General features: G+C 72.8%; 16 protein-coding genes. 7 read left to right on the top strand and 9 right to left on the bottom strand.

Annotated elements, in window-relative coordinates:
- Positions 1-112 precede the first annotated feature (112 nt).
- On the bottom strand, positions 113-1,255 hold the full coding sequence (locus tag ABD361_RS06540) for an IS701 family transposase (protein WP_344433815.1): 1,143 nt from the start codon (positions 1,253-1,255) through the stop codon (positions 113-115).
- A 157-nt stretch (positions 1,256-1,412) separates the two neighbouring features.
- Positions 1,413-2,063, bottom strand: coding sequence for a ScbR family autoregulator-binding transcription factor (locus tag ABD361_RS06535; RefSeq protein ID WP_344433814.1), 651 nt, complete (start codon positions 2,061-2,063; stop codon positions 1,413-1,415).
- 133 nt (positions 2,064-2,196) lie between these two features.
- Here ABD361_RS06535 and ABD361_RS06530 point away from each other — a divergent pair, with 133 nt between their 5' ends.
- A complete protein-coding gene (locus ABD361_RS06530; RefSeq protein WP_344433812.1) occupies positions 2,197-3,120 on the top strand; it encodes a ScbA/BarX family gamma-butyrolactone biosynthesis protein in 924 nt (307 codons plus the stop codon).
- Between the two features lie 64 nt (positions 3,121-3,184).
- On the opposite strand, the gene ABD361_RS06525 is transcribed toward ABD361_RS06530, so the two are convergent.
- The 3 genes from ABD361_RS06525 to ABD361_RS06515 form a co-directional block, all read right to left on the bottom strand.
- Complete coding sequence (locus ABD361_RS06525; RefSeq protein ID WP_344433811.1) at positions 3,185-3,901, bottom strand: methyltransferase domain-containing protein; 717 nt, start codon at positions 3,899-3,901, stop codon at positions 3,185-3,187.
- Between the two features lie 32 nt (positions 3,902-3,933).
- On the bottom strand, positions 3,934-7,362 hold the full coding sequence (gene car, locus ABD361_RS06520) for a carboxylic acid reductase (protein WP_344433971.1): 3,429 nt from the start codon (positions 7,360-7,362) through the stop codon (positions 3,934-3,936).
- Between the two features lie 281 nt (positions 7,363-7,643).
- The gene (locus ABD361_RS06515) at positions 7,644-8,099 is read right to left on the bottom strand and encodes a MarR family winged helix-turn-helix transcriptional regulator (RefSeq protein ID WP_344433810.1); all 456 of its coding nucleotides are present in this window, start codon (positions 8,097-8,099) and stop codon (positions 7,644-7,646) included.
- Between the two features lie 275 nt (positions 8,100-8,374).
- On the opposite strand from ABD361_RS06515, the gene ABD361_RS06510 reads away from it, so the two are divergent.
- Positions 8,375-9,673 carry an MFS transporter gene (locus tag ABD361_RS06510; protein WP_344433809.1) on the top strand — a complete coding sequence of 433 codons (1,299 nt, stop codon included), beginning with the start codon at positions 8,375-8,377 and terminating at the stop codon, positions 9,671-9,673.
- Between the two features lie 60 nt (positions 9,674-9,733).
- Here ABD361_RS06510 and ABD361_RS06505 read toward each other — a convergent pair whose 3' ends face one another.
- Genes ABD361_RS06505 through ABD361_RS06495 form a run of 3 tightly spaced genes read right to left on the bottom strand, consistent with a single transcriptional unit; the run spans position 9,734 to position 13,925 of the window.
- The gene (locus ABD361_RS06505; protein WP_344433808.1) at positions 9,734-10,144 is read right to left on the bottom strand and encodes a nuclear transport factor 2 family protein; all 411 of its coding nucleotides are present in this window, start codon (positions 10,142-10,144) and stop codon (positions 9,734-9,736) included.
- Between the two features lie 14 nt (positions 10,145-10,158).
- Positions 10,159-11,130 (bottom strand): NAD-dependent epimerase/dehydratase family protein, encoded by a 972-nt coding sequence (locus tag ABD361_RS06500; protein ID WP_344433807.1) that lies wholly within the window; start codon positions 11,128-11,130, stop codon positions 10,159-10,161.
- Positions 11,127-13,925 (bottom strand): alpha/beta fold hydrolase, encoded by a 2,799-nt coding sequence (locus ABD361_RS06495; protein WP_344433806.1) that lies wholly within the window; start codon positions 13,923-13,925, stop codon positions 11,127-11,129. Before ABD361_RS06495 ends, ABD361_RS06500 begins: the two co-directional genes overlap by 4 nt.
- Positions 13,926-14,617: 692 nt before the next feature.
- On the opposite strand from ABD361_RS06495, the gene ABD361_RS06490 reads away from it, so the two are divergent.
- The 5 genes from ABD361_RS06490 (at position 14,618) to ABD361_RS06470 (ending at position 19,477) form a co-directional block, all read left to right on the top strand.
- On the top strand, positions 14,618-15,418 hold the full coding sequence (locus ABD361_RS06490) for a helix-turn-helix transcriptional regulator (RefSeq protein WP_344433805.1): 801 nt from the start codon (positions 14,618-14,620) through the stop codon (positions 15,416-15,418).
- Between the two features lie 63 nt (positions 15,419-15,481).
- The gene (locus tag ABD361_RS06485) at positions 15,482-16,258 is read left to right on the top strand and encodes a LuxR family transcriptional regulator (protein ID WP_344433803.1); all 777 of its coding nucleotides are present in this window, start codon (positions 15,482-15,484) and stop codon (positions 16,256-16,258) included.
- Positions 16,259-16,532: 274 nt separating this feature from the next.
- Positions 16,533-17,477, top strand: coding sequence for an ACP S-malonyltransferase (locus ABD361_RS06480; protein ID WP_344433801.1), 945 nt, complete (start codon positions 16,533-16,535; stop codon positions 17,475-17,477).
- Positions 17,474-18,229 carry an IclR family transcriptional regulator gene (locus tag ABD361_RS06475; RefSeq protein WP_344433800.1) on the top strand — a complete coding sequence of 252 codons (756 nt, stop codon included), beginning with the start codon at positions 17,474-17,476 and terminating at the stop codon, positions 18,227-18,229. The genes ABD361_RS06480 and ABD361_RS06475 overlap by 4 nt, the downstream gene beginning before the upstream one ends.
- A 129-nt stretch (positions 18,230-18,358) precedes the next feature.
- Entirely contained in the window at positions 18,359-19,477 is a 1,119-nt protein-coding gene (locus tag ABD361_RS06470; RefSeq protein ID WP_344433970.1) for a beta-ketoacyl synthase N-terminal-like domain-containing protein, read from the top strand.
- Positions 19,478-19,547: 70 nt separating this feature from the next.
- Here the strand turns inward: ABD361_RS06470 and ABD361_RS06465 are convergent, their stop codons facing one another.
- Positions 19,548-20,243 carry a hypothetical protein gene (locus ABD361_RS06465; RefSeq protein ID WP_344433798.1) on the bottom strand — a complete coding sequence of 232 codons (696 nt, stop codon included), beginning with the start codon at positions 20,241-20,243 and terminating at the stop codon, positions 19,548-19,550.
- Positions 20,244-20,279 lie beyond the last annotated feature (36 nt).

Raw genomic sequence — 20,279 nt, 5'->3', positions numbered from 1 at the left:
CTCAGGTCCGTGCGGGACGGCCTGTCATTCCTTCACCCCCGTGGCCCGTGTCGGTGCTGGGGAGCCTGCGCCCGACAGTAAGGACCGGTGCCCGGGGTGACCACTGTCCGTCCTAGGAGAGTGTCAAGTTACCGGACGGTAGTTCTGTTGTTGTGGCCACCACCACCAGATGGGCCACCGAGGCGAGCGTGATGTGCCGGTGCCAGCCGGGGAACGAGCGTCCGGCGAAGTCCCGCACCCCCACCCGCTCGGAGACGGCGGCGAAGTCGCGCACGACGACGTCCGGCAGCCGGGTCAGCCGCAGCGCCGGAACGGGGGAGGGGGCGGCGGTGTTGGTCAGCCACAGCCGCCGCCGGCCGGCCGCGGTCCACTCGCACAGCAGCGTCATCCCCTCGACCTCCGCGGGCGCCGGCACCACCGGTATCGCCGCCGTCGTCGTGGGGCCGTCACCGGGGTCGACCCGCCGCCGCAGGCGCGGGAGGAACTCGGCGAGGTCCCCGGCGGTGCGCTCCAGGTCGCCGTAGCGGGGCAGTTCGGCGCGGTCGAGCCGCAACGGCGTCGACCGCCCCACGCGCACGAGGAACGGAAGCCCCAGCGACGACAGGAAGCGCGCGGTCGACGCGCCGTCCAGTCCGGGGATGTCCACGACGACCGGCAGGCGCAGTCCACCGTCGATGCCGAGGATGCTGACGACCGTCTCGCGCACGCACTCCTCGGTGCTGCACACCGCCGCGTCCTGCGGAACGCTCGCGCGCCGCCGCAGCGGATCGGCCATCCAGCGCTCGGAGAGGTGCAGTTGCCAGTCGACGGGCACGGCGGCCCGCGGCGAGACCAGCCAGGAACCCACCGCCCGCTGGGCGTTGACGCTGCCGTACGGCGTGGACTGCTGGTCCACGCCGACGGAGTGCGAGCCGACCTTGGGGATCAGGGTGGGCCGGATCACCCACGCCTCGGGCGCCAGCGTCCGGTGCACGTGACGGGCCAGCGCGTGTCGCACCGGCGTCCACTCCCAGGGGGAGGCGCTGATGAAGTGGTGCACGCTCTGCTGCGCCGCCGCACCGTCGAACTGGGCGGCGATGCTGCGCAGCGTCTTGCGGCCGGGCACCGACAGCAGGCCGCGCACGTACTGTTCGGCCTTTGCCCGTTGCCCGCTGCGCTGCAGCGAGGCGAACAGGTGCCGGCCGAGCGCGTCGTCCAGGGCCGCCGGTGCGTGCATCCCGGCCGCGGCGCGCGTGCGTCCACCCAGGTCTGGCATCGTGTAACCCCCCGTTGCCCGCCACCCGGCGGGTGGACGGAACGCCGTGCCGCCCGGTGCCGAAGACCCCGGGCGCCCCGAAAAACCGGACTCACGTCCTGTTTATTTATACCGGGACTTTGCCATGAGGGACCGAACCATTCAGGCCACGCGGGCGTCAGGGGCGCCCGGTCGCGGGGGAGCCGGCCTCCGGTGCCAGCAGGTGCGCCGCGCGCGTGGGGGAGGTGTCCAGCTTCGCCAGCACCCCGGGGCGGGCGATGTTGGGCAGCGTGAGCCGCAGGAAGCCGGAGACCTCCGTGGACAGGTCGCCGTCCGGCAGGGTCTCGGTGACCAGTTGTATGCCGGTCCAGGCGGCGACGAACATCCGGGCCGTCTCCTGCGGATCGACGTGCACGAGCAACTCCCCGCGCTCGCGGGCCGCGGTGAGCAGGTCCTGGCCGACGGCGATCCAGTCGGGCCAGCGGGTGCCGAACATGCCGCGCGCCTTGACGTCGACGGACAGCCGGATGGAGGCGCTGAGCAGCGGTTCCCTGGGCAGGCGGTGGGCCAGGAGCAGGGCCAGGTCCACCCACTCCTGCAGCTTGAACGTCTGCGGGGCGAGTCCCTCCATGGTCACCGCCTCGTCGAGCACGGCACGGGCCAGCTCTTCCTTGGAGGTGAAGTGGAAGTACAGTCCACCGCGGGTGAGCCGGGTCCGGTCGATGAGGCCGCCGATGGTCGTGGCGTCGTACCCGAGTTGGTCGAACATCTCGGCCGCCGTCTCAAGGATGATTCGGCGGGTCTGGATCGCCCGCTCCTGCCTCGGCACCGCACGCCTCCTGGACATTCCTTTACTAGTGCTTGAACTCACACTTACTCAAGGTCAAAACAGACCGGAGGGCCGGTACTTTAACAGCCCAAGGTATGGAGTTGCGCAGACCTGGCACACCTAGGGGGGGGCCTTGCCCGACGTCACTCTGGAACCACCGGCCACTGTGGAAGCCCAGTCCTCCACGCCACCGTCGCAGGCGCTCCTCGGGGCGTACGCACACCTCAGACGCCCGGAATCCCTCCTGGTCACCGACTGGGAACCCACCGGCGCCCACGAGTTCGCCCTCGCCGTCCGCTGGCCCGCGGCCGGCGGACCCCTTCCGTACGACCCGCGCGTGCTCGCGCAGACCGTCCGGCAAACCGGACTGGTCGTCGCGCACGGCGCCTACGGCGTCCCGCTCACGCACCAAACGATGCTCAGCACCCTGGAGTTCACCGTCGCCCCGGGCCTGCGCGCACCCGAACGGCCGTCCGCGCTCGCGGTCGAGGTCACCGTCGCGGAACCGGTCGACAACCGCAGCGCGGCCCGGAGCCTGCGCATGGGCTTCCACATCCTGCGCGACGGCGTGACGGCGGCCCGGGCGCACACCGAATTCCGCTGGATCCCGCCGCGGGTCTACGCGCGGGTGCGCGGCTCGCACGCGACCGTCGACTGGGGCTCCTGGCCGCTGCCCGAGCCCATATCCGCCGGCCTCGCCGGACGGGCCTCGGCCGCCGACGTCGTCCTCGCCCCCGGGGACGCGCCGCACCGCTGGCTGCTGCGCAACGACACGGCCAACACCGCGCTGTTCGACCACCCCGTGGACCACGTACCGGGGCTGGCCCTGCTGGAGGCCGCCGACCAGGCCGCCCACGCGCTGCTCGCGCCCGTCACCCCGGTCACCCTGAGGATCGCCGCGAGCTACCGGAAGTACGTCGAGTTCGACCGGCCGTGCCGCATCGAGGCGACACCGCTGCCGGCGGCCGCGCCGGGCCGCTACGCCGTGCGCGTCACCGGCACGCAGGACGGCGAGGAGGCCTTCGCGGTCGACTTCAGCGGGGTGAAGGGCAGTTGAGGCAACGGCTGCGGCCCCCGGCGCACACGAGCGTGCGCCGGGGGCCGCAGTGCCGGGGGATGCGTCAGGCGGGCAGGACCTCGAAGAGCTTGTACGTGACCTGCTCGCCCGCCAGCTCCCGGTCGGCCGTGCCCAGGGGCGCGAGCCGGGTGCCCGCCTGCGCGGCGACCCCGGTGATCCGGTCGGCGTCGCCGAAGCTGTTGAAGGTGACCAGCGCCCGGCCGCCGGGCAGCAGCCGCCCGTGCACCTGGGAGAGGTAGCGGCCGAGGGCGGAGTAGCCCCGGTCGAAGATCGCCCACTCGAAGTCCCGGGTGAACTCGAAGTCGGCCGGGGCCTCGAAGACGCTGCAGTTCCAGAAGACGGCGTCGAAGCGCTCGTCCGGGCCGAGCTCGTCGAACAGGTCGCTGCGCAGGGCCCGTACGCGGTCCGCGACGCCGTGCCGCGCGGCGTTGAGCAGGGTGGAATCGACCGCGCTCTGCACGATGTCGGTCGCGGTCACCTCGGCGCAGCCGTGCAGGGCCGCCCAGATCGCGGTGACGCCCGCCCCGCAGCCGATCTCCAGGAAGCGGCCGCCGGAGGGGTAGGGGATGGCGGTGGTGTACCACTCGGTGCCGGTGCCCGGGTGGGGCGCGTACGTCCCGGGGACCACGTCCCACTGCTTGCCCAGGAGGTCGAAGGCGGTGGGCCCGGGGCCGTCGGCGCCGCCCAGTTCCTCGACGAGCTTGCGCCCGAGGCGGTACCGGTCGGCGAAGTCTTCCGTGTGCTGCTCGGCGGACTGCATGGCTCTCCCTGTGCGATCGGGTCGGGTGCGGTTCAGGCGGACTTCAGGTGCTCCAGGTCGGCGGCGTACTTCGCGATGAGGGACGGCGTCAGGTGCGGGATGTCGCCGCCGGGGCCGAGCCCCGCGGCCCGTACGGCGGCACGGAAGCGGTCGGAGGGGACGACGGAACCGGCGACGGCCTCCTCGGGCTGCGCGAAGCCGTGCAGCAGCGGCAGCGCCGAGTGCCGGCGCTGGGCCTCGGGCAGTGCGCGCAGGGCGGCCTCGAAGCGGGTGAGCCAGTCGCCGTGGTCGTCGATGCGCGTGATCCTGTGGCCGGCGCCTTGGAGCCAGTCGACGAAGGTGTCGAGGGATATCCCGTCGTCGTGCGGGTTGACCAGGCTGAACGTCCGGTAACCGGGGGCGGCGGTGCTGCCGAGGGCCACGACGGCCGCCGCGGTGAAGTCGACGGGCAGGCCGTCGTAGTGGGCCCGCGGACGGGTGCCGCCGGCGTCCGAGCGGTAGAAGGAGCGCGGGGCCAGGCCGGTGGCGATGACGCTGAACAGCAGGCGGCTGAACATGTCCGGGACGTTCAGCTGCCCGCCGTACCGGCTGTGCGCGAGGATCATGTTCGACCGGAAGACGGTGACGGGCAGGCCGTGGCGGTCGTGGGCCTCCCGCAGCAGGACCTCGCCCGCCCACTTGCTCGTGGCGTACCCGGCCGCGTACCCGCCGTCGACCGGCTGGACGGGCAGGGCGGTCCGCACGTCGGCGTCCTCGCCGAGGGCCCCCTTCCCGGGCAGCGAGGTGGCGACGGCCACGCTGGAGATGTAGGTGAACGGCTTGATCCGCTCGGTCAGCGCGAGCCGGACGAGCTCGGCGGTGCCCAGCACGTTGGCGTCGAAGAGGTGGTGGTACGGCAGGACGTGGTTGACCAGGGCGCCCGCGTGGACGATCAGGTCGGTCTCGCGCGCCAGCCGCTGCCACGTCACCTCGTCCAGCCCCAGCCGGGGCTCGGCGACGTCGCCGGCCACGACCTCCAGGTGCCCGGCCAGCGCCTCGAAGGCGCGCACGAGGCCGGCGTCGCCGCCGGCGAAGGCGCCGGCGAGCCGCTCGCGGGCCGCAGCGGCGTCCTTGCCGCGCACCACGCAGGTCAGCCTCCCGCCCGTGGCGGCGAGCTTGTGCAGCCACTCCAGGCACAGGAAGCGCCCGAGGTAGCCGTTGGCCCCCGTCAGCAGGACGTGCCGGGGCTCCCCGGAGGGCCGGGGCAGCCCGCTCGCGCCGGCGAGCGTCGGCGCGTCCAGGAACGCCTCGAGCGTCAGGTCCGCGGCGCGGACCTCGGTGGCGTCCGCGCCGTGCACGGAGGCCGCGGTGGGCCTTTCGCTCCCGGCCGCGCGCCGGGATTCGATGTGGTTGGCCAGCTGCTGCAGGTCGTACGCCGGGCTGATGATCATGTCGACCGGGACCCGGACGGCGAAGATCTCCTGGAGCAGGTCGGAGAAGGACACCGCCGACAGGGAGTCCCCGCCGAGGTCACGGAAGCGGGCCGCCGGGCCCACCTCGGTCGTGGAGGTGCCCAGCAGCGCCCGGGCGGCGCGCTGCACCGTCTCCAGTACGGGCCGGTCCGCGGCGCCGCGGCGCACCTCCAGCAGCTCCTCGGCCTCGCGCTCGGCCGTCCGGACGTACAGCTCCTCCAGGCGCTCGCGGTAGCGCTCCAGCAGCTGGGGCCGCAGCAGCTTGCGGTGGTCCGACAGCAGGCCGTTGGCCTGGCCGAAGGGCTCGGTCTCGATCAGCAGGCCCCGCGGGACCTCGTAGGAGTTCAGCCCCGCGTCCTTGGCGATCTGCTGGAACGATGCGCTCAGCTGCTGCTCCAGGCTCTCCGGCGCAGCCCCCGCCTCCGCCAGGGCCTCGGCGGTGGGGACGACCACCGCGAGGAGGTAGGAGCGCTCGCCGTTGCCGTAGACGAAGATCTGCCGCACCAGCGGGCTCGCGGCGAAGACGGCCTCCAGCGTCGCGGTCGCCACGAACTCGCCCTGCGAGAGCTTCAGCACGCTGGAGCGGCGGTCGACGACGGCGAGCCGGTCGGGGCCGGTCTGCGCGACGATGTCGCCCGTCCTGTAGTAGCCGTCCTCGTCGAGGATCCCGGCGGACAGCTCGGGCTGCTTGTAGTAACCGGGCACCAGGGCCTCGGTCTTCAGCAGGAGCTCGCCGCGCGGATGCGGGGAGTCGGTGCGGAAGTAGCCGAGCTCGGGCACGTCGGCCAGCTTGTAGTCGGTCACCGGCGGGCGCAGCAGCACGCCGTCGACCCAGACGGCCGCCGCCTCCGTGGAGCCGTAGATGATGTGCAGCTCGATGCCCAGGAGGGACTCGACGAACGCGGCCAGCTCCGCCGACAGGGGCGCCGAGCCGCAGCTGGCCCAGCCGATGCGGCCGCCGAGGACGGCGGTGCGCATCTCCGCCTTGACCTCCTCCTCGGCCGCCTCGCGGTCGGCGCCGGCCAGCACCCGCCGGTCGAGCTCGCTGCGGTATTTCTGGTGGAGCATTTCGCAGACGCGCGGCACCAGGGACAACTCCGTGGGCCGGGCCAGCGCGATGTCCTCGAAGAAGGTCGAAAGGTCGCTGCTCGCCGTGAAATAGGTGATGCCGCCGCGGGCCATCGTGTTTTTGAGGGAGGAATGCCCGGCGACGTGGCTCATCGGCATGTAATGGAAGGTGATCGCGTGCTCGTCCGAGAAGAGTTTCGCCCACGCGCCGCCCCACATCGCCGCGGCCAGCCGGTTGGTGTACATGGCACCCTTGGGCGTTCCGGTGCTGCCCGAGGTGTAGACGAGCATGGCCAGCGGATCGTCGTCGTCCGCGGGGGTGTACAAGGGGGCGTCGGGCAGACCGGCGCCGCGCGCGACGAGGTCCGGCAGGACGTCGACGGGCACGTCGCGGCCGGCCCGGGCCAGGCGCTCGCGCGCGGCCGACAGCGTCTCGCGGTCGGCGTCGACCTGCTCGTGGAAGTCGAAGACCACCAGGCGCCGGACGGAGGCGTTCTTCAGTGTCAAGGAGACCGCGGCGTCCAGGCGTTCGAGGCTGGAGGCGACCATGAAGGGCTCGGTCTCCGCCACGATCGCCTCCAGCTGCGGCATGGGCGCGCTGGTCTGCAGGGGTACGGTGACCGCGCCGAGGTGGACGCAGGCCAGGTCGACGGTGGCGTAGTCGCCGCTCGCGAAGCCCAGGAGGGCGACGCGCTCGCCGGGTGCGAGGGGGTGCTCGCGGTGGTGGTGCCACGCGCGGGCCACGGCCCGTACGCGGCCCAGCACTTCGGCGAAGCTGGTCGTCTCGTACCGGGGCAGGAGGCGCAGCGAGACGCGGCCGGTCGCCGGGTCCGTCACGAATTCCTTGGCGCGTTCGCCGAGGGCGGGCCGCTCCGCGTAGCGCTCCAATACACTCGCCATCATTTGCGCAAGCCGCATTCCGCATCTCCGCATCGCATCAATGGCCGACTTCTGGGCTCGGAAAAGGACGGACGTGCGCCGGCGGAAGGAAGTCCGGGGGCGCGGCAGGATTCGGGAACGGATTGCCGTTGCCCTGTCCGTCGGGCGATGCTAACCACAGCCGGGGCGGGGCCAGGAGGAATGGAACGACGATCTGTCAGGTCGCGGAAGATACGTCAGACAGGGTCGTGAATACGGGCCGGTAATGGCGCGGGGAATGGGCTATGCTCCGTCGGCGGCCACCGGCCCGCGGCCGGGCCGGTGTCGCCACGGGCCGCGTCGCGTCAGTCGGTGGCGCGCAGGGGAAGGGACGTCAGGGCGTCGGCGAGCGGCGCCAGTTCCGGCAGGGCTCCGGCCCCCTCCAGGGCCTCGGCCAGCGATGCGTCGTGGGTCGGCCGGGCCCGGTCGAGCGCGGCGTGGCCGTCCGCGGTGACGCGCGTGTAGATGCCGCGGCGGTCCTCCTCGCAGATGTACCGCTCCAGCAGGCCGCGTTGCTCCAGCCGGGTCACCAGCCGGGTGGTGGCGGACTGGCTGAGCACCACGGCCTTGGCGAGCTGGTTCATCCGCAGGCGGTAGCCGCCCTCCTGCGACAGCGTCTCCAGGACCCCGTACTCGCTGACGGACAGGCCGTGTTCACGCTGCAGCGCCCGTTCGAGCGCGTCCTCGATCCGCGCGTGCAGTGCGGCCAGCGTGCGCCAACCCTGCGCGCGGGCCAGGGCTGAGTCGTCGTTGATCGACATCGGGCCCGACACCCCCTTGCGAAAGTCTGCCTGGATGCGCCAACATCAGGCTCCTGAAAAATAACGCGCGCGCAACTATCGCGGACGCGGGTTGTTGTGCGCTCTCCGGATCAGTCTATGGGGAGAGGACGTCCCACATGTCGGGCAGCTCGGCTCCGAGTGAACAGAAAACGGGAGGCGAGGCCTTGGCGGCTCCCGAGGCAGCGGCTCCGGGGCTCCAGGGCCCCGTGCGGTGGTCGGCCCGCTTATGGGTCTCACTGCTCATCTTCAGCGGGGTGATCCTGCTGGACGGCCTCGACGTCTCGATGATCGTCGTGGCCATCCCCGAGATCCAAAGCGAGTTCGGGATGAGCGCGGGCACCGCGCAGTGGCTGGCCGGCGCCTACATCCTGGCCTTCGGCAGCTTCCTGCTGCTCGGCGGGCGCGTCGCCGACCTCTTCGGCCGCCGGCGGGTGCTGGTGCTGGCCATGGCCGCCTTCGCGGTCGTCTCCACGCTCGGCGCCCTCGCCGACGACTCGACCCTGCTGATCGTCTCGCGGTTCGTCAAGGGCATGGCGGCGGGCTTCGCCGCCCCCGCGGCCATGTCGCTGCTGACCACGACCTTCCCCGAAGGCCCGCAGCGCAACAAGGCCTTCGGCATCTTCAACGTCTTCGAGGCGTCCGGCTACTCCTCCGGCCTGCTGGTGGGCGGCCTGCTCGCGGCACTGGACTGGCGCTCCATCTTCATCCTGCCGATCCCCCTCTCCCTGCTCATGCTCTTCGGCGCCCTGCGCATCCTGCCGCCGGACCCCCCGCGCACCGAGCGGCAGCGCCTCGACCTCGGCGGCGCCGTCACCCTGGTCGGCGGCACCCTCACGCTGGTCTTCACCACCGTCCGGGCCGCCGAGGTGGGCTGGGCGTCGTGGCGCACCATCGGCGGGTACGTGCTCTCCGCGCTGCTGCTCGGCGGCTTCCTGCTGATCGAGCGCACCGTCAAGGAGCCCCTGATCCGCCTCGACCTCTTCCGCAACCGGGGCCTGGTGACCGCGAACATCAGCATCGGCGTGCTGTACGGCGGTGCGATGGGCTTCCAGTTCCTCCTCGGCCTGTACCTGCAGGACCTGATGGGCTGGAAGCCGTGGCAGATGGCCCTGGTGCTGCTGCCGGCGGGCCTCATGGTGGTCGTCATCGGCCCCAAGCTGGGCGCGCTGATGGACCGGTTCGGTGTCACCAAGGTGCTGATGACCGGGCTCCTGGCCTTCCTCCCGTGCTACGTGCTCATGCTCTTCATCGGCTCCGAGCCGAACCTGTGGGGCGTGCTGCTGCCCGCCTCCGTGCTGTGGGGCGTCGGCTTCGCGCTGAGCATCGCCACGCTGATGGTCGCCGGCACCAACGGCGTGCCGGACGAGGAGCAGGGCCTGGCGGCCGGACTGCTCAACAGCTCGCTGCAGGTCGGTGGCGCCTTCGGGCTCGCCGTCGTCACCGCGACGATCCTGCCGGGCACCGAGCTGGACATGCTCTACCCGGGCCTGTGGCTCATCCTGGCCCTGGCCGTCCTGACGATCCTGGTGCAGCTCTCCCACAGGCAGAAGTGACGTCTCCGCGCCGCGGACCGGTGCCCGGCCCCCTGCGGCCGGGCACCGGTCCGCGGGCGGTCACTCCTGCAGCAGGCGCTGGAAGGCGACGGTGTCGAAGACGTCCTCCATCCGTACCGCCTTGCCGTCACGGACGGTCCACACATGCAGGAACTTCAAGGTCCGCGTGCGGCCGCGCTTGTTCGTCACGTCCCGGAGGCCCAGGACGACGACGCGGTCGCCGGAGACGATGAACTCCTGCGGGTCGAGCACCATCCCGCCGACGTGCTGCGGGACGCGGGCGAGGAACTCCTTGATGCCGGCGTGGCCCCGCTGGGTCCCGCCCAGGCCGTAGTCGGCCATGCCGTCGGGGTGGACCCACTCGGCGTCGGGGGCGAAGACGCCGAGGAAGGCGTCGAGGTCACGGTCGCGATGGGCGGCGTAGGCCGCGCGGACCAGTGCGAGGTTCTCGGACGAGGACAGGGGTGACATGGGTGGCCTTCCTCCTAGCCGGCGGTCGCGAGGCTGCGGACGTACCCCGGGTACAGGGCTTCGAGGGTGCTGCGGATCCCCTCGCGCCAGCCGACCGTGCACGGGCCGGTGAGCGAGCGGCGCAGGGTGGGGTCGAAGCGGTACGTCTCGCGCGTGACCGCGCTCGGCACGAGATGCGCATCGACGCCGGTGAGCTCCTGCAGATGACGTACGCAGTCGGTCATCCCCATCGCCTCGTCGCCGCCCCAGTTGACGAGCGTGGCCGGGATGCCGGCGGCCCGCCACAGGTGCGGCACCTGGGCCACGAGGTCGTCGGTGTGCAGGGGCGAGCACCAGTTCTGGCCGGTCAGAGGCACCGCGATGGGCTCGCCGGCGAGCATGCGGGCGAAGTACAGCATCGGCACGCCGCCGTAGCCGCCGGGGCCGTAGGCGATGTTCAGCCGGGCGATGGTGGTGGGCAGGCCCAGGACGCGGGCGAACGCACGGGCCGCGCCCTCCGCGGCGATCTTGCCGACGGGGTAGGCGGGCAGCCAGTCGGCGACGCCGTCGATGGGGTCGGACTCGGTGTAGGCGTGGTCCAGGGTGCTGCGGGCGTACAGGGCGCCGGTGGAGACGTACAAGAACGCCTCCGCGGTGCGGCAGTGGGTCATCAGGCGGCCGGTGGCCACCGCGTTGATCTCGACGGCGGCGGTGACGTCGCCGTCCTCGCCCCGGTGCACGGCGGAGTGCAGGACGTGGGTGAAGTCCTGCGGGACGCCCTTGAGGGCGTCGGGGGAGGCGTCGGCCATGTCCCAGTACCAGGTGGTCACGCCCTGCCGGGTCAGCTCCCGGGCCACGCCGGGGGTGCCGAAGCGGCCCAGGCACCACACCTCGTTGTGCCGGGCGAGGGCCTCGGCGACGGGGCGGGCGACCTGCCCGGTGCCGCCGGTGATCAGGATCTTCTTGCCGGTGAGTGCGGAGGTACCGGTGAGTGCGGAGAGGTTCATGCGGGCTGCCCCATGCGGTCGGCGTCGGCGGCGGCCAGGGCGCGGTCGAGCTCCCGGCGCAGGATGGACTGGAACGCGGCGACGTGCCGCGGTCCCATCAGGGTGTAGTGCTCCCCGGGGATGTCGAGGTAGCGGTTGGGGCCGGTGGTGAAGTCGTCCCAGCGGCGCAGCTCCCGCTCCACCCACTCCTGCTTGGTGCCCCGCAGGGGGACGGCGCAGAAGACGGTCATGGAGCGCACGCGCCCGCCGGGCTCGTAGCCGCGGCCGAGGTCGGTCAGGGCGTCGGCCAGCTCCGCCCAGGTGCCGAACCGCTCCTCGTCGAGGTCCAGTTCGGCGAGCCGCTCGGCGGGGGCGAGCTGCAGGATGCGGCGGGTCTGCTCCTCCCGGGGCAGGCCGCGCAGCGTGCCCGGCAGCTCCCGGGCCGTGCGCCGGTCGACCAGGTCCAGGAAGAGGGCCAGGTTGGCGGCGGTCTCGGGGAAGTCCAGCTCGTTCATGCGGTACTTGATGTGCGGGGGCAGGTTGAAGCTGCCGAGGAAGTCCACCCGCTCGCCGGCCGCCTCCAGCACCTTGGCGATCTCGAAGGCGACGGCGGCGCCGAAGGAGTAGCCGGCCAGCGCGTAGGGGCCGTGCGGCTGCCGGGCGCGGATGGCGTCCACGTAGGTGTCGACCATCTGCTCGAAGGTGGCGAAGGGCTTCTCGTGCTCGCCGAAGCCGCGGGCCCGCAGGGCGTAGAAGGGCCGGTCACCGGTGAAGTACTGGGCGAGGTTGGCGAAGACCAGGACCTCGCCCACCCCCGGGTGCACGCAGAACAGCGGCGTCCCGCCGCCGGACGTCTGCAGCGGCACCACCGGGTCGTACGCCTGCCCGGCCGCCTGCTCCGGCGTGCTCAGGCGGGCGGCGAGCGCCCGGACGGTGGGGGCGGTCAGCAGGGTGATGATCTCCGGCCCGGCGACGCCCAGGCGCTGGGAGACCTTGGCGCGCAGCCGCAGCAGGTCGAGCGAGGTGCCGCCGAGGTCGAAGAAGTTCGCGGTGGCGCTGACCGCGGCGGGCTCGGTGCCGAACAGCTCGGCGTAGATCTCCGCCAGGATCCGCTCGGTGCGCCCCTCGGGCTCGGTGTGCCCGCCGAGCATGCGCTCGGTCAGCTCCGCGACCGCGCGCTGCTCGGCGGCGTAGGCCCCCGACTCCAGCCGGCGGCGCATCAGCGCGCGCTGGATCTTGCCCAGGCTGGTCTTGGGGAAGGCCTGCGCGGGCAGCGGCAGGACGAGGGCGGGGCGGAACCCCCAGTGCATGACCACGGTGCTGCGCACGGCGATCAGTACGCGGTACAGCGCGCCCGGGTCCCCGGCGGGGACCTCCGGGTGGAAGGCGATCACCAGCTGCTCGGTGTCGCTGCCGGCCGGGCGCAGCGGGAAGGCCGCGACGTAGGAGGCGGCGACGCCGTCGAGCCGTTCGAGGGCGGCCTCGATGTCGTGGCTGAAGTAGTTGACGCCGTTGACGATGACGCTGTCCTTGCTGCGGCCGACCAGGGTGAGCCGGCCGTCGTCGAGGCGGCCCAGGTCGCCGCTGCGGAACCAGCCGTCGGCGGTGAACGCCTCGCGGGTGGCCCGCTCGTCGTTGTAGTACCCCGGGGTGATCATCGGGCCGGCCAGCTGGAGTTCGCCGGTCTCGCCGTCGGGCAGCGCCTCGTCGTCCTCGCCGGCGATGCGCAGGCGCAGGCCCTCGACGGGGGTGCCCAGGCAGGCGAACTCCCTGCCCCGGTCGACGGCGGGGAAGTCGCGGGAGTAGACGCTGCCGGCGCAGGTCTCGGTCATGCCGAAGGCCGGCCACAGCGCGTCGGGGGCCAGCCCGTGGGCCGCGTACCGGGCGAGGAACGCCTCGCCGGTGGCGCACACCACGGCCTCGCCGCCGCTGATGATGTGCCGCAGCCGGCCCAGGTCGAGGCGTTCGCCGCGGGCGTCGAGGCGCTCGGCGGCGGAAGTGAGCAGCCCGATCAGGAAGTTGGGCGCGAAGGTCATGGTGACCTGGTGCCGGGAGGCCAGGCGCAGGAACTCCAGCGGCTCGCCGAGGATCACGGGGGCGGGCACGTGCAGCTGGCGGCTGCCGGTGGACAGCGGCAGCAGGTGGCACTCCAGCAGTGCGGCCACGTGGTCGAAGGAGACCCAGTTCAAGGTGGTGTCGGCGGGGCCGAGGCGGTGGTGGCCGTTCTTGCCGGCCATGGAGGCCAGCAGGTTGGCGTGGCTGAGCATCACGGCCTTGGCCGCGCCGGTGGAGCCGGAGGTCAGGAAGAGCACCGCGGTGTCATCGGGGGCGGCGGCGTACGGGGTGGGGGTGCCGGCGGCGGGGCGGTGGCCCTCGCCGGTGGCCTGCAGCGCGCTCAGGGGGACGGCCACCAGGCCGTCCACGGCGGGCAGTTCGGCGGCCAGGTCGTCACCGGCGATCAGCAGGGGACCGTCGAGCAGCGCGGTGACGTGCGCCAGCTGGGCGGCCCAGCGCTCGGCGTCGCCGCGCAGCGGAACCAGGGGGCAGGGGACGAAGCCGCCGAGCACGGCGGCCCAGAAGGCGGTGAGGAAGTCGCGGGGGCGCTCGAGGACGAGGGCGACCCGGTCGCCGGGGCGCAGGCCGCGGGCGCGCAGCCCGTCCAGCAGGTGAGTGGCGTCGTCCAGCAGCTGGACGTGGGTCTGGTCCTGGTACTCGGCCCCGGCGCCGCCGGAGCAGTAGCGGATCCCCGTGTCGGGATGGTGCCGTGCCGCGTCGAGGAGCAGGTCGGCGACGCTCCGCGGGTGTGCAGTTGTCATGTTTTCCCCGTTGCTTCAAGGCGCGCCGGGACGTGCGGGTCCCGCGCGACGTCGAAGGAAGTGCTCTTCCGGTGATTGCTTTGGTCAACTACTCCGGAAGGAACCGAAAATGGCCACTGGTTGAATTCCGAATGTGGCTTGAATCAATCGGTGTGTTGCCGCTGATTCCGCACCACCGGACCGGATGGGCCCTCCTCGGGCCTGCGGTTCCGCGGACTTCGCCGGGCCGCTGTGGACTGCGGCGGTGTCGTGGTCACACCGCGACTGTAGGCGACACGCGGCCAGTATCAGCATGTGGATGGCCTTTACCGGACAGTGAAGTCACGGTGTGTGGTGGGGTGTTCGACGCCTCGTGACCCAACCGGCAAGGGGAGGTACCGCTTCCGAGGGTGCCGTGCAGCTTGTTGTCAGTGGGGATGGGAGAGGCTGGTGGGAACGTTGGGAAAACCTGCTTCACTGACCGGAATCCGGCCATCCCCATGATGGCTCGTTGACTGGGTCTCGCAATGCGAACTAATGTCTGCCCAGATCAAGACGATCTTCTCGTTGCCGCCGCCCGAAGCGAAAAGCCGTCATTCCGGTTGTCTGCGTAAAGGGGTGGGAAAACGTTCCCCGCCGAGTCCGCACCACGGCACTGCGGCGTCCACGCGCGGCTGCGGCGACGGGAGCGCCTGGGCACGCGAGGGGGACGTATGACAGGCTTGACAGTTGAACCACCATCGGGCGTCCGCGGGCCGGACGCCGGGACGGCCGCACCGGCCACGGTGGACGAGGAGCACGCCGCCCACCTGGAACAGGCACTGCTCCAGGCCCGCGCCCTGATCGAATCCACCGTCTCCCTGTACCGGCAACGGGCCGGCGCACCCTCCGCCGTCGAGCACACCGACGCCGCACTCATCGGCCACTCCCTCGACGAACTCATCGGGCGCGCCCGGCACACCGTCTGCGTCGCCCTCACCGGCGCCGGGGAGTTCGCCGACGCCGTCCTGCGCTCGCTCGCAGCGCTCCCGCCCCGGGTCTCCGTACGCGTGCTGTGCACCGCCGAGGCCCCCGACAGCGCACTCGAACGGCTCGGCCGGCTCCCGGAGAACCGCGTCGAGGCCCGCGTCTCCGAGCGGGAGCTGCGCGAGGTCCTCATCGTCGACGGCACCACCGCCCTCGTCCGCGCCGGCGCCGCCGGCCGCGAACAGGCCGCCGTGGTCAACGACACCGCCGCCGTCCGCGCCCTGGAACTGCTCTTCGCCGGTGCCTGGTCCCGCGGCCGCGACCTGACCGACCACCTGCGGCTCAGCCCGCGCCTGCGCACCGAGCTCGCCCGCAGCATCCTCGAACGGCTGCGCGCCGGCAAGACCGACGAGACCGCCGCCCGGGAACTGAACGTCTCCCTGCGCACCTACCGGCGCCACGTCGCCGAGATCATGCGCGAACTGGACGCCAACTCCCGCTTCCAGGCGGGCGTACGGGCCGTCGAGGCCGGTCTGCTGTCGGAGTGAGCAGCGTCCGCCGCAAGGGAAACGCCGACGGGCACACGAGAAAACGGATGGTGAGAGCAGGACGTGTCCAGCAGTGCAGAGGACGAACTGGAGCATGCCCTGCTCCAGGTACAGGCGTTGATCGAGTCGACCGTCGCCATCCACCGCGACCGCAGCTTCCAGGAACAGCTCATCACCGTCGTCGACAACGACTACGGCGTCGTCCTCGACACCGCGGAAGCACTCATCCGCGGTGCGCGCGAGAGCATCGACATCGTGCACGCCCGGCACCTGGCGGCCGAGGAGCAGACCGGCCGCTCGGAACGGGGCCTGATCTACGGCGCCACCGAGCGCATCACCGTACGGCTGCTGAGCTCGCCCGCCCTGCTGGACGAGGAGTTCGTGCGCGAACAACTCGCCCGTGAACGGCCGGTGGCCATCCGGGTGGCCAGGGTGCCGCCCCTGCAGGCCCTGGTCGTCGACGGCCGGGCCGCCCTCGTGGTGGCCGAGTCGGCCGTCGGACGGCGGGCGTCGGTGATCCGGCTGCCCGAGGTGCTGCACACCCTGCAGACCCTCTTCGAGAGCGTGTGGGCCAACGCCGTGCCCGCGGGCGAACCCTTGGTCTTCGGCGACCGCGACCGCGCCGCCCTGGCCCGGCAGGTGCTCGGCGCCCTGCGGGCCGGGGTCACCGACGAGGTCGCCGCCCGTGAACTGGCCGTCTCCGTGCGCACCTACCGGCGCTACGTCGCCGAGATCATGGCCCTGCTCGGCGCCAGTTCCCGCTTCCAGGCCGGCGTGCGCGCCGCCGAACTGGGCCTGCTGCCGCCCGCCGGCAGCCAATTCGGCGGCAACCGCAGGTAAGCACTGGCAGCTTCCTGTGCGCTGGCATCTTCCTGAAAGGGACGTTGCCGCGGGAGAGCACCGGCCAGTTGTATGACCCGTCAGGAAAGGGAGAGCGACGCCCCGCGGACGCCGTGCACACCGAGCACGCCCGAAGGGCCGCCTTCCTTCCCCGGCGGCTGATTCCCCCGTTATGCCGTCGGCGCACGGGGGCCGGATACTCCGGCGACGCACGTATCCGGCCCCCGTGCCTTTCGGCGGAACACCAGCGGGAAGAACCAGTGGAGGGCGTTCCATGAATCAGCTGCCGATCGGTCTCGTGTTCCCGGGCCAGGGAACACAGAAACACAACATGGGCGAGCCCTGGCGGGAGACCCCGTCGTGGGAGCTCACCGCGGAGATCTCCGCCGTCACCGGCGAGGACCTCCCCGAACTCCTCCTGGCCACCCCGGCCGAGCACCTGCGGCGCACCGACCTCGCCCAGATCACCGTCTTCACCGTCTCCTTGATCGCCCACGCCGAGGCCGTGCGCACCGGCTTCCTCGCCGGCCCCGTGGCCGCCCTGGCCGGGCACAGCCTCGGCGAGTACACCGCCCTGACCGCCGCCGGCGCCCTGACCGTCGCCGAGGGCGCCGCCCTGGTCGCCGCCCGCGGCCGGGCCATGCGGGAGGCGGCCCGGCACCGCGAGGGCACCATGGGCGTCCTGGTCGCCGCCCCCCTGGCCGAGGCCGTCGCCATGGTCCGCGAGGTGCGCGAGGAAGGCGCCGACGTGTGGGTTGCCAACGTCAATGCCCCCGGCCAGACCGTGGTCTCCGGCTCCCCCGAAGGGGTCGCGGCCGTCGCCGCCAAGGCGCCCGTCGTCGGCGCCCGCATGCTCGCCCTGCCCGTCGGCGGCGCCTTCCACAGCCCGTACATGGCCCCCGCCGCCGCGACCCTGAGCGGCGCCCTGCGCGCCGCCCGCTTCGCCCCCCGGCACCTGCCCGTGGTCGCCAACGCCGACGCCCGGCCTTACGACGGCGACTGCGACTGGCCCGAACTCGGAGTGCAGCAGCTCACCTCGCCCGTGCTGTGGGAACAGAGCGTGCACACCCTCACCGGACAGCTCGGCTGCCGCCGGCTCGTCGAGATCGGCCCCGGCCGCACCCTGGCCGGACTGATCCGCCGCATCGTCCCGGACACCGAGGTGACCAGCGTCGACGGGCCCGGCGCCCTGGAGCGGGCGGCGGTGCCGGCCCGATGAGCGTCACGACGACCCGGCAGCCGACCGTGAGCGGAGTCGGCGTGCTCGACAAGGCGTCCCTGCTGCTGAGCGTGGTCGAGAAGGGCCCGGCGACGCTCGCGGCCATGGTCGCCCACACCGGGCTGGCCCGCCCCACCGTCCACCGCATCGCCCTGGCCATGGAACGCCTGGACCTGCTCACCCGCGACGCCCGGGGCCGCTTCGTGCTCGGCGCACGCCTGAGCAGCGCCGCTGCCGAGGTCCAGCGGGACCGGCTGGTCCGCGCCGCGGGGCCCGTCCTGAACCGGCTGCACGCCCTGACCGGCCTGGACGCCCTGCTCTTCCGGCGCCGCGGCGGCATGCAGATCTGCGTCGCCGCCTCCAGCGACCCCCTCACCGGCGCCGAGGCCGTCCCCGTGGGCTCGGCCCAGCCGGCCACCGCCGGGCCCGTCGCCCAGGTGCTGCTGGCCTGGGAGGACCCCGAGGAACTCTACGAGGGCCTGCGCCGCGCCCGCTTCACCGCCGCCACGCTCGCCCTCGTCCGCCGCAACGGCTGGGCGCACGGCCCCGACACCGCCGTGCCCGGCGCCGTCGCCATCGCCGTACCGGTGCGCCCCGAGGGCACCCGCGGTGCGGCCGCCCTCGCGCTGACAGGGTCGCCCGCCCGGCTCGCCGTCACCCCCAGCCGGGTGCTGCGCGGGGCCGTCATCGACGCGGCGTGCGAGCTCGGCGACGCCACCGTGCGCGCCAAGGGAGCCCGCGACCGCGACTGAGGCCGCACAGCGCACCACGTACTGCACCACCACGTACTGCACCACCACGCACAGCCGCAACAGGTACGTCCGAAACAGGTACATCCGAAACGGGGTGAAGGTGTGTCCACTGCCGTGTGCGACGAGCCGGTGAGCCGTCCCATCGTCGGGATGGGGGCCGTCGCGGCCACCGGCGCCGGCGTCGACGAGCTCTTCGAGAGCCTGTGCGCCGGCCTGAGCGGCCGCGCCGAGTTCCGCGGCTTCGACGGCAGCCGCTTCCGCGGCCGGCACGCCTACGAGGTCGACGACCGGCCCGCCGCCGGCTGCGACGTGCCCGGGCGCGCCACCCGGCTGCTGCTGGACGCCGTCGGCCAGGCCGTGGCCGACGCCGGCCTCGGCGAGGACCTCGCCGGCATCCCCGTCCTGGTCGGCACGGGCATGCGCGAGCTGCGTTCCCTCGAACTGTGGTGGCGCGACGGCTCGCCCTTCGCCGACTCCGGCCTGGACTTCGGCACCGCGCTGCGCACCCGCTTCAACGCCGACGTCACGCACACCTTCTCCAACACCTGCGCGGCCTCGCTGTACGCCCTGGCCCTGGCCCTGGACCTGCTCGGCCAGGACGGGGAGGACGCCCCCGAGGTGGTGGTCGTCGCCGGGGTCGACGTGCTCACCGAGTCCCTGTACGGACTGCTCGAACGGGTGCGCCCCGCCGGCGGGCGGGCGGTGCCCATGGGCGACGGCGCCGCGGCGGTCGTGCTGCGCCGCACCGGCGACGGCGCCCTGCGCGTGCACGGCCGCCTGCGCGGCGTCGCCGTCAACTGCGACGCCCACCACGTCACGGCGCCCTCACCGGCCGGCATCGCCGAGGCCATGCGCGCCGCGCACCGCATGGCCGGCGTGGGCCCCGGCGACGTCGACCTGGTGATGCTGCACGGCGACGGCACCCTGGGCGACGACGAGGCCGAGGCCGTGGCCCTGGCCGACGTGCTCGGCGACGCGGCGGGCGGCCCGCTGATGACGGCCGTGCAGTCGATGACCGGGCACACCTCCGGCGCCTCCGGCCTGATCAACCTGATCGTGGGGCTGCGGGCGCTCAACGAGGGCCGGGTCCCGCCCACCGTCGGGGCGCGCCCCGCCTCCGGCCCCGCCGCCCCCTTCCGCTTCGTCACCGGCACCCCCGCCGGCGGGCAGCGGCTGAACGTCGCCCAGCTCAACGCCTTCGGGCTCGGCGGCATCAACGCCGTGGCCATCGTCGAAGGGGCGTGCTGAGAGAAGAGGCGGAACGCACCGGTGCCCCGCGGCGGACTCGCCACGGGGCACCGGCCGTACTGGGATCGGATCACTCGCAGCCGCGCTGCCAGTTCCAGCCGATGAAGGTGTGCCGCAGGTCCACGTCGAAGGTGCACGTCGCGGTCGCGTCCGGGTTGAGCTTGACGTACGAGTGGTGCGTGTTGGCGTACCACTTGCCGGTCACGTCGAAAATGCCCTTGTAGGCGAACTCCGCATGCGCCTCGGAGTTGACCACCGAGCAGTCGGTGAGGCAGTCGTCCTTGTGGTCGGCCGACTTCACCGACCAGCCCGCGTCCCACGGCTCGCGGTTGAACTCCTGGCGCGCCTCGGTGGACGCGCTGGTGATGCGGCCGTCCGCCGTGTTGACCGTCGAGGTCGTGTACAGGCCCGTCATCCGGATCTTGCAGCAGTCGAACATCTCGTTCCAGCTGCGGATCTGCCGCGTCGTGCCCGCGGCCGCGGCCACCGACTTCGCCCCGGCGGCCGCCTTCTTGGCGGCCGCGCCCGAGGCGGGCACGTACTGCACGGGGCCCAGCACCGGCTTGCAGTCCTCGCCGATCGTCACCTGCTGGGTCACCGCCATGCCGGCGGGCGGCGCCGGCAGAGTGCCGGACAGCTTCACGCCGTCACAGGACTTGGCGGCCGCGTCGGGGGCCCCCTGCGCCGTCTGCGCCTGGGCCGTGCCGCCCATGAGCGCCACCAGACCGGAAGCGGCCACCACGACGGATGCGAAACGCTTGCTCAATTCACGTGCCTTTCTTGATGTGCGTCGGCAGGAGCG

The organism is Streptomyces luteosporeus (assembly GCF_039532865.1).
In the GTDB taxonomy this organism is placed as follows: Bacteria; Actinomycetota; Actinomycetes; order Streptomycetales; family Streptomycetaceae; genus Streptomyces; species Streptomyces luteosporeus.
This window is presented reverse-complemented; position numbering and strand designations above follow the sequence as displayed.

Bases quoted from the DNA above. Each gene is read 5' to 3' on its own strand.
- ABD361_RS06525 (WP_344433811.1), bottom strand. From the start codon at position 3,901: ATGCAGTCCGCCGAGCAGCACACGGAAGACTTCGCCGACCGGTACCGC.
- ABD361_RS06540 (WP_344433815.1), bottom strand. From the start codon at position 1,255: ATGCCAGACCTGGGTGGACGCACGCGCGCCGCGGCCGGGATGCACGCA.
- ABD361_RS06480 (WP_344433801.1), top strand. From the start codon at position 16,533: ATGAATCAGCTGCCGATCGGTCTCGTGTTCCCGGGCCAGGGAACACAG.
- ABD361_RS06490 (WP_344433805.1), top strand. From the start codon at position 14,618: ATGACAGGCTTGACAGTTGAACCACCATCGGGCGTCCGCGGGCCGGAC.
- ABD361_RS06495 (WP_344433806.1), bottom strand. From the start codon at position 13,925: ATGACAACTGCACACCCGCGGAGCGTCGCCGACCTGCTCCTCGACGCG.
- ABD361_RS06500 (WP_344433807.1), bottom strand. From the start codon at position 11,130: ATGAACCTCTCCGCACTCACCGGTACCTCCGCACTCACCGGCAAGAAG.
- ABD361_RS06515 (WP_344433810.1), bottom strand. From the start codon at position 8,099: ATGTCGATCAACGACGACTCAGCCCTGGCCCGCGCGCAGGGTTGGCGC.
- ABD361_RS06505 (WP_344433808.1), bottom strand. From the start codon at position 10,144: ATGTCACCCCTGTCCTCGTCCGAGAACCTCGCACTGGTCCGCGCGGCC.
- ABD361_RS06475 (WP_344433800.1), top strand. From the start codon at position 17,474: ATGAGCGTCACGACGACCCGGCAGCCGACCGTGAGCGGAGTCGGCGTG.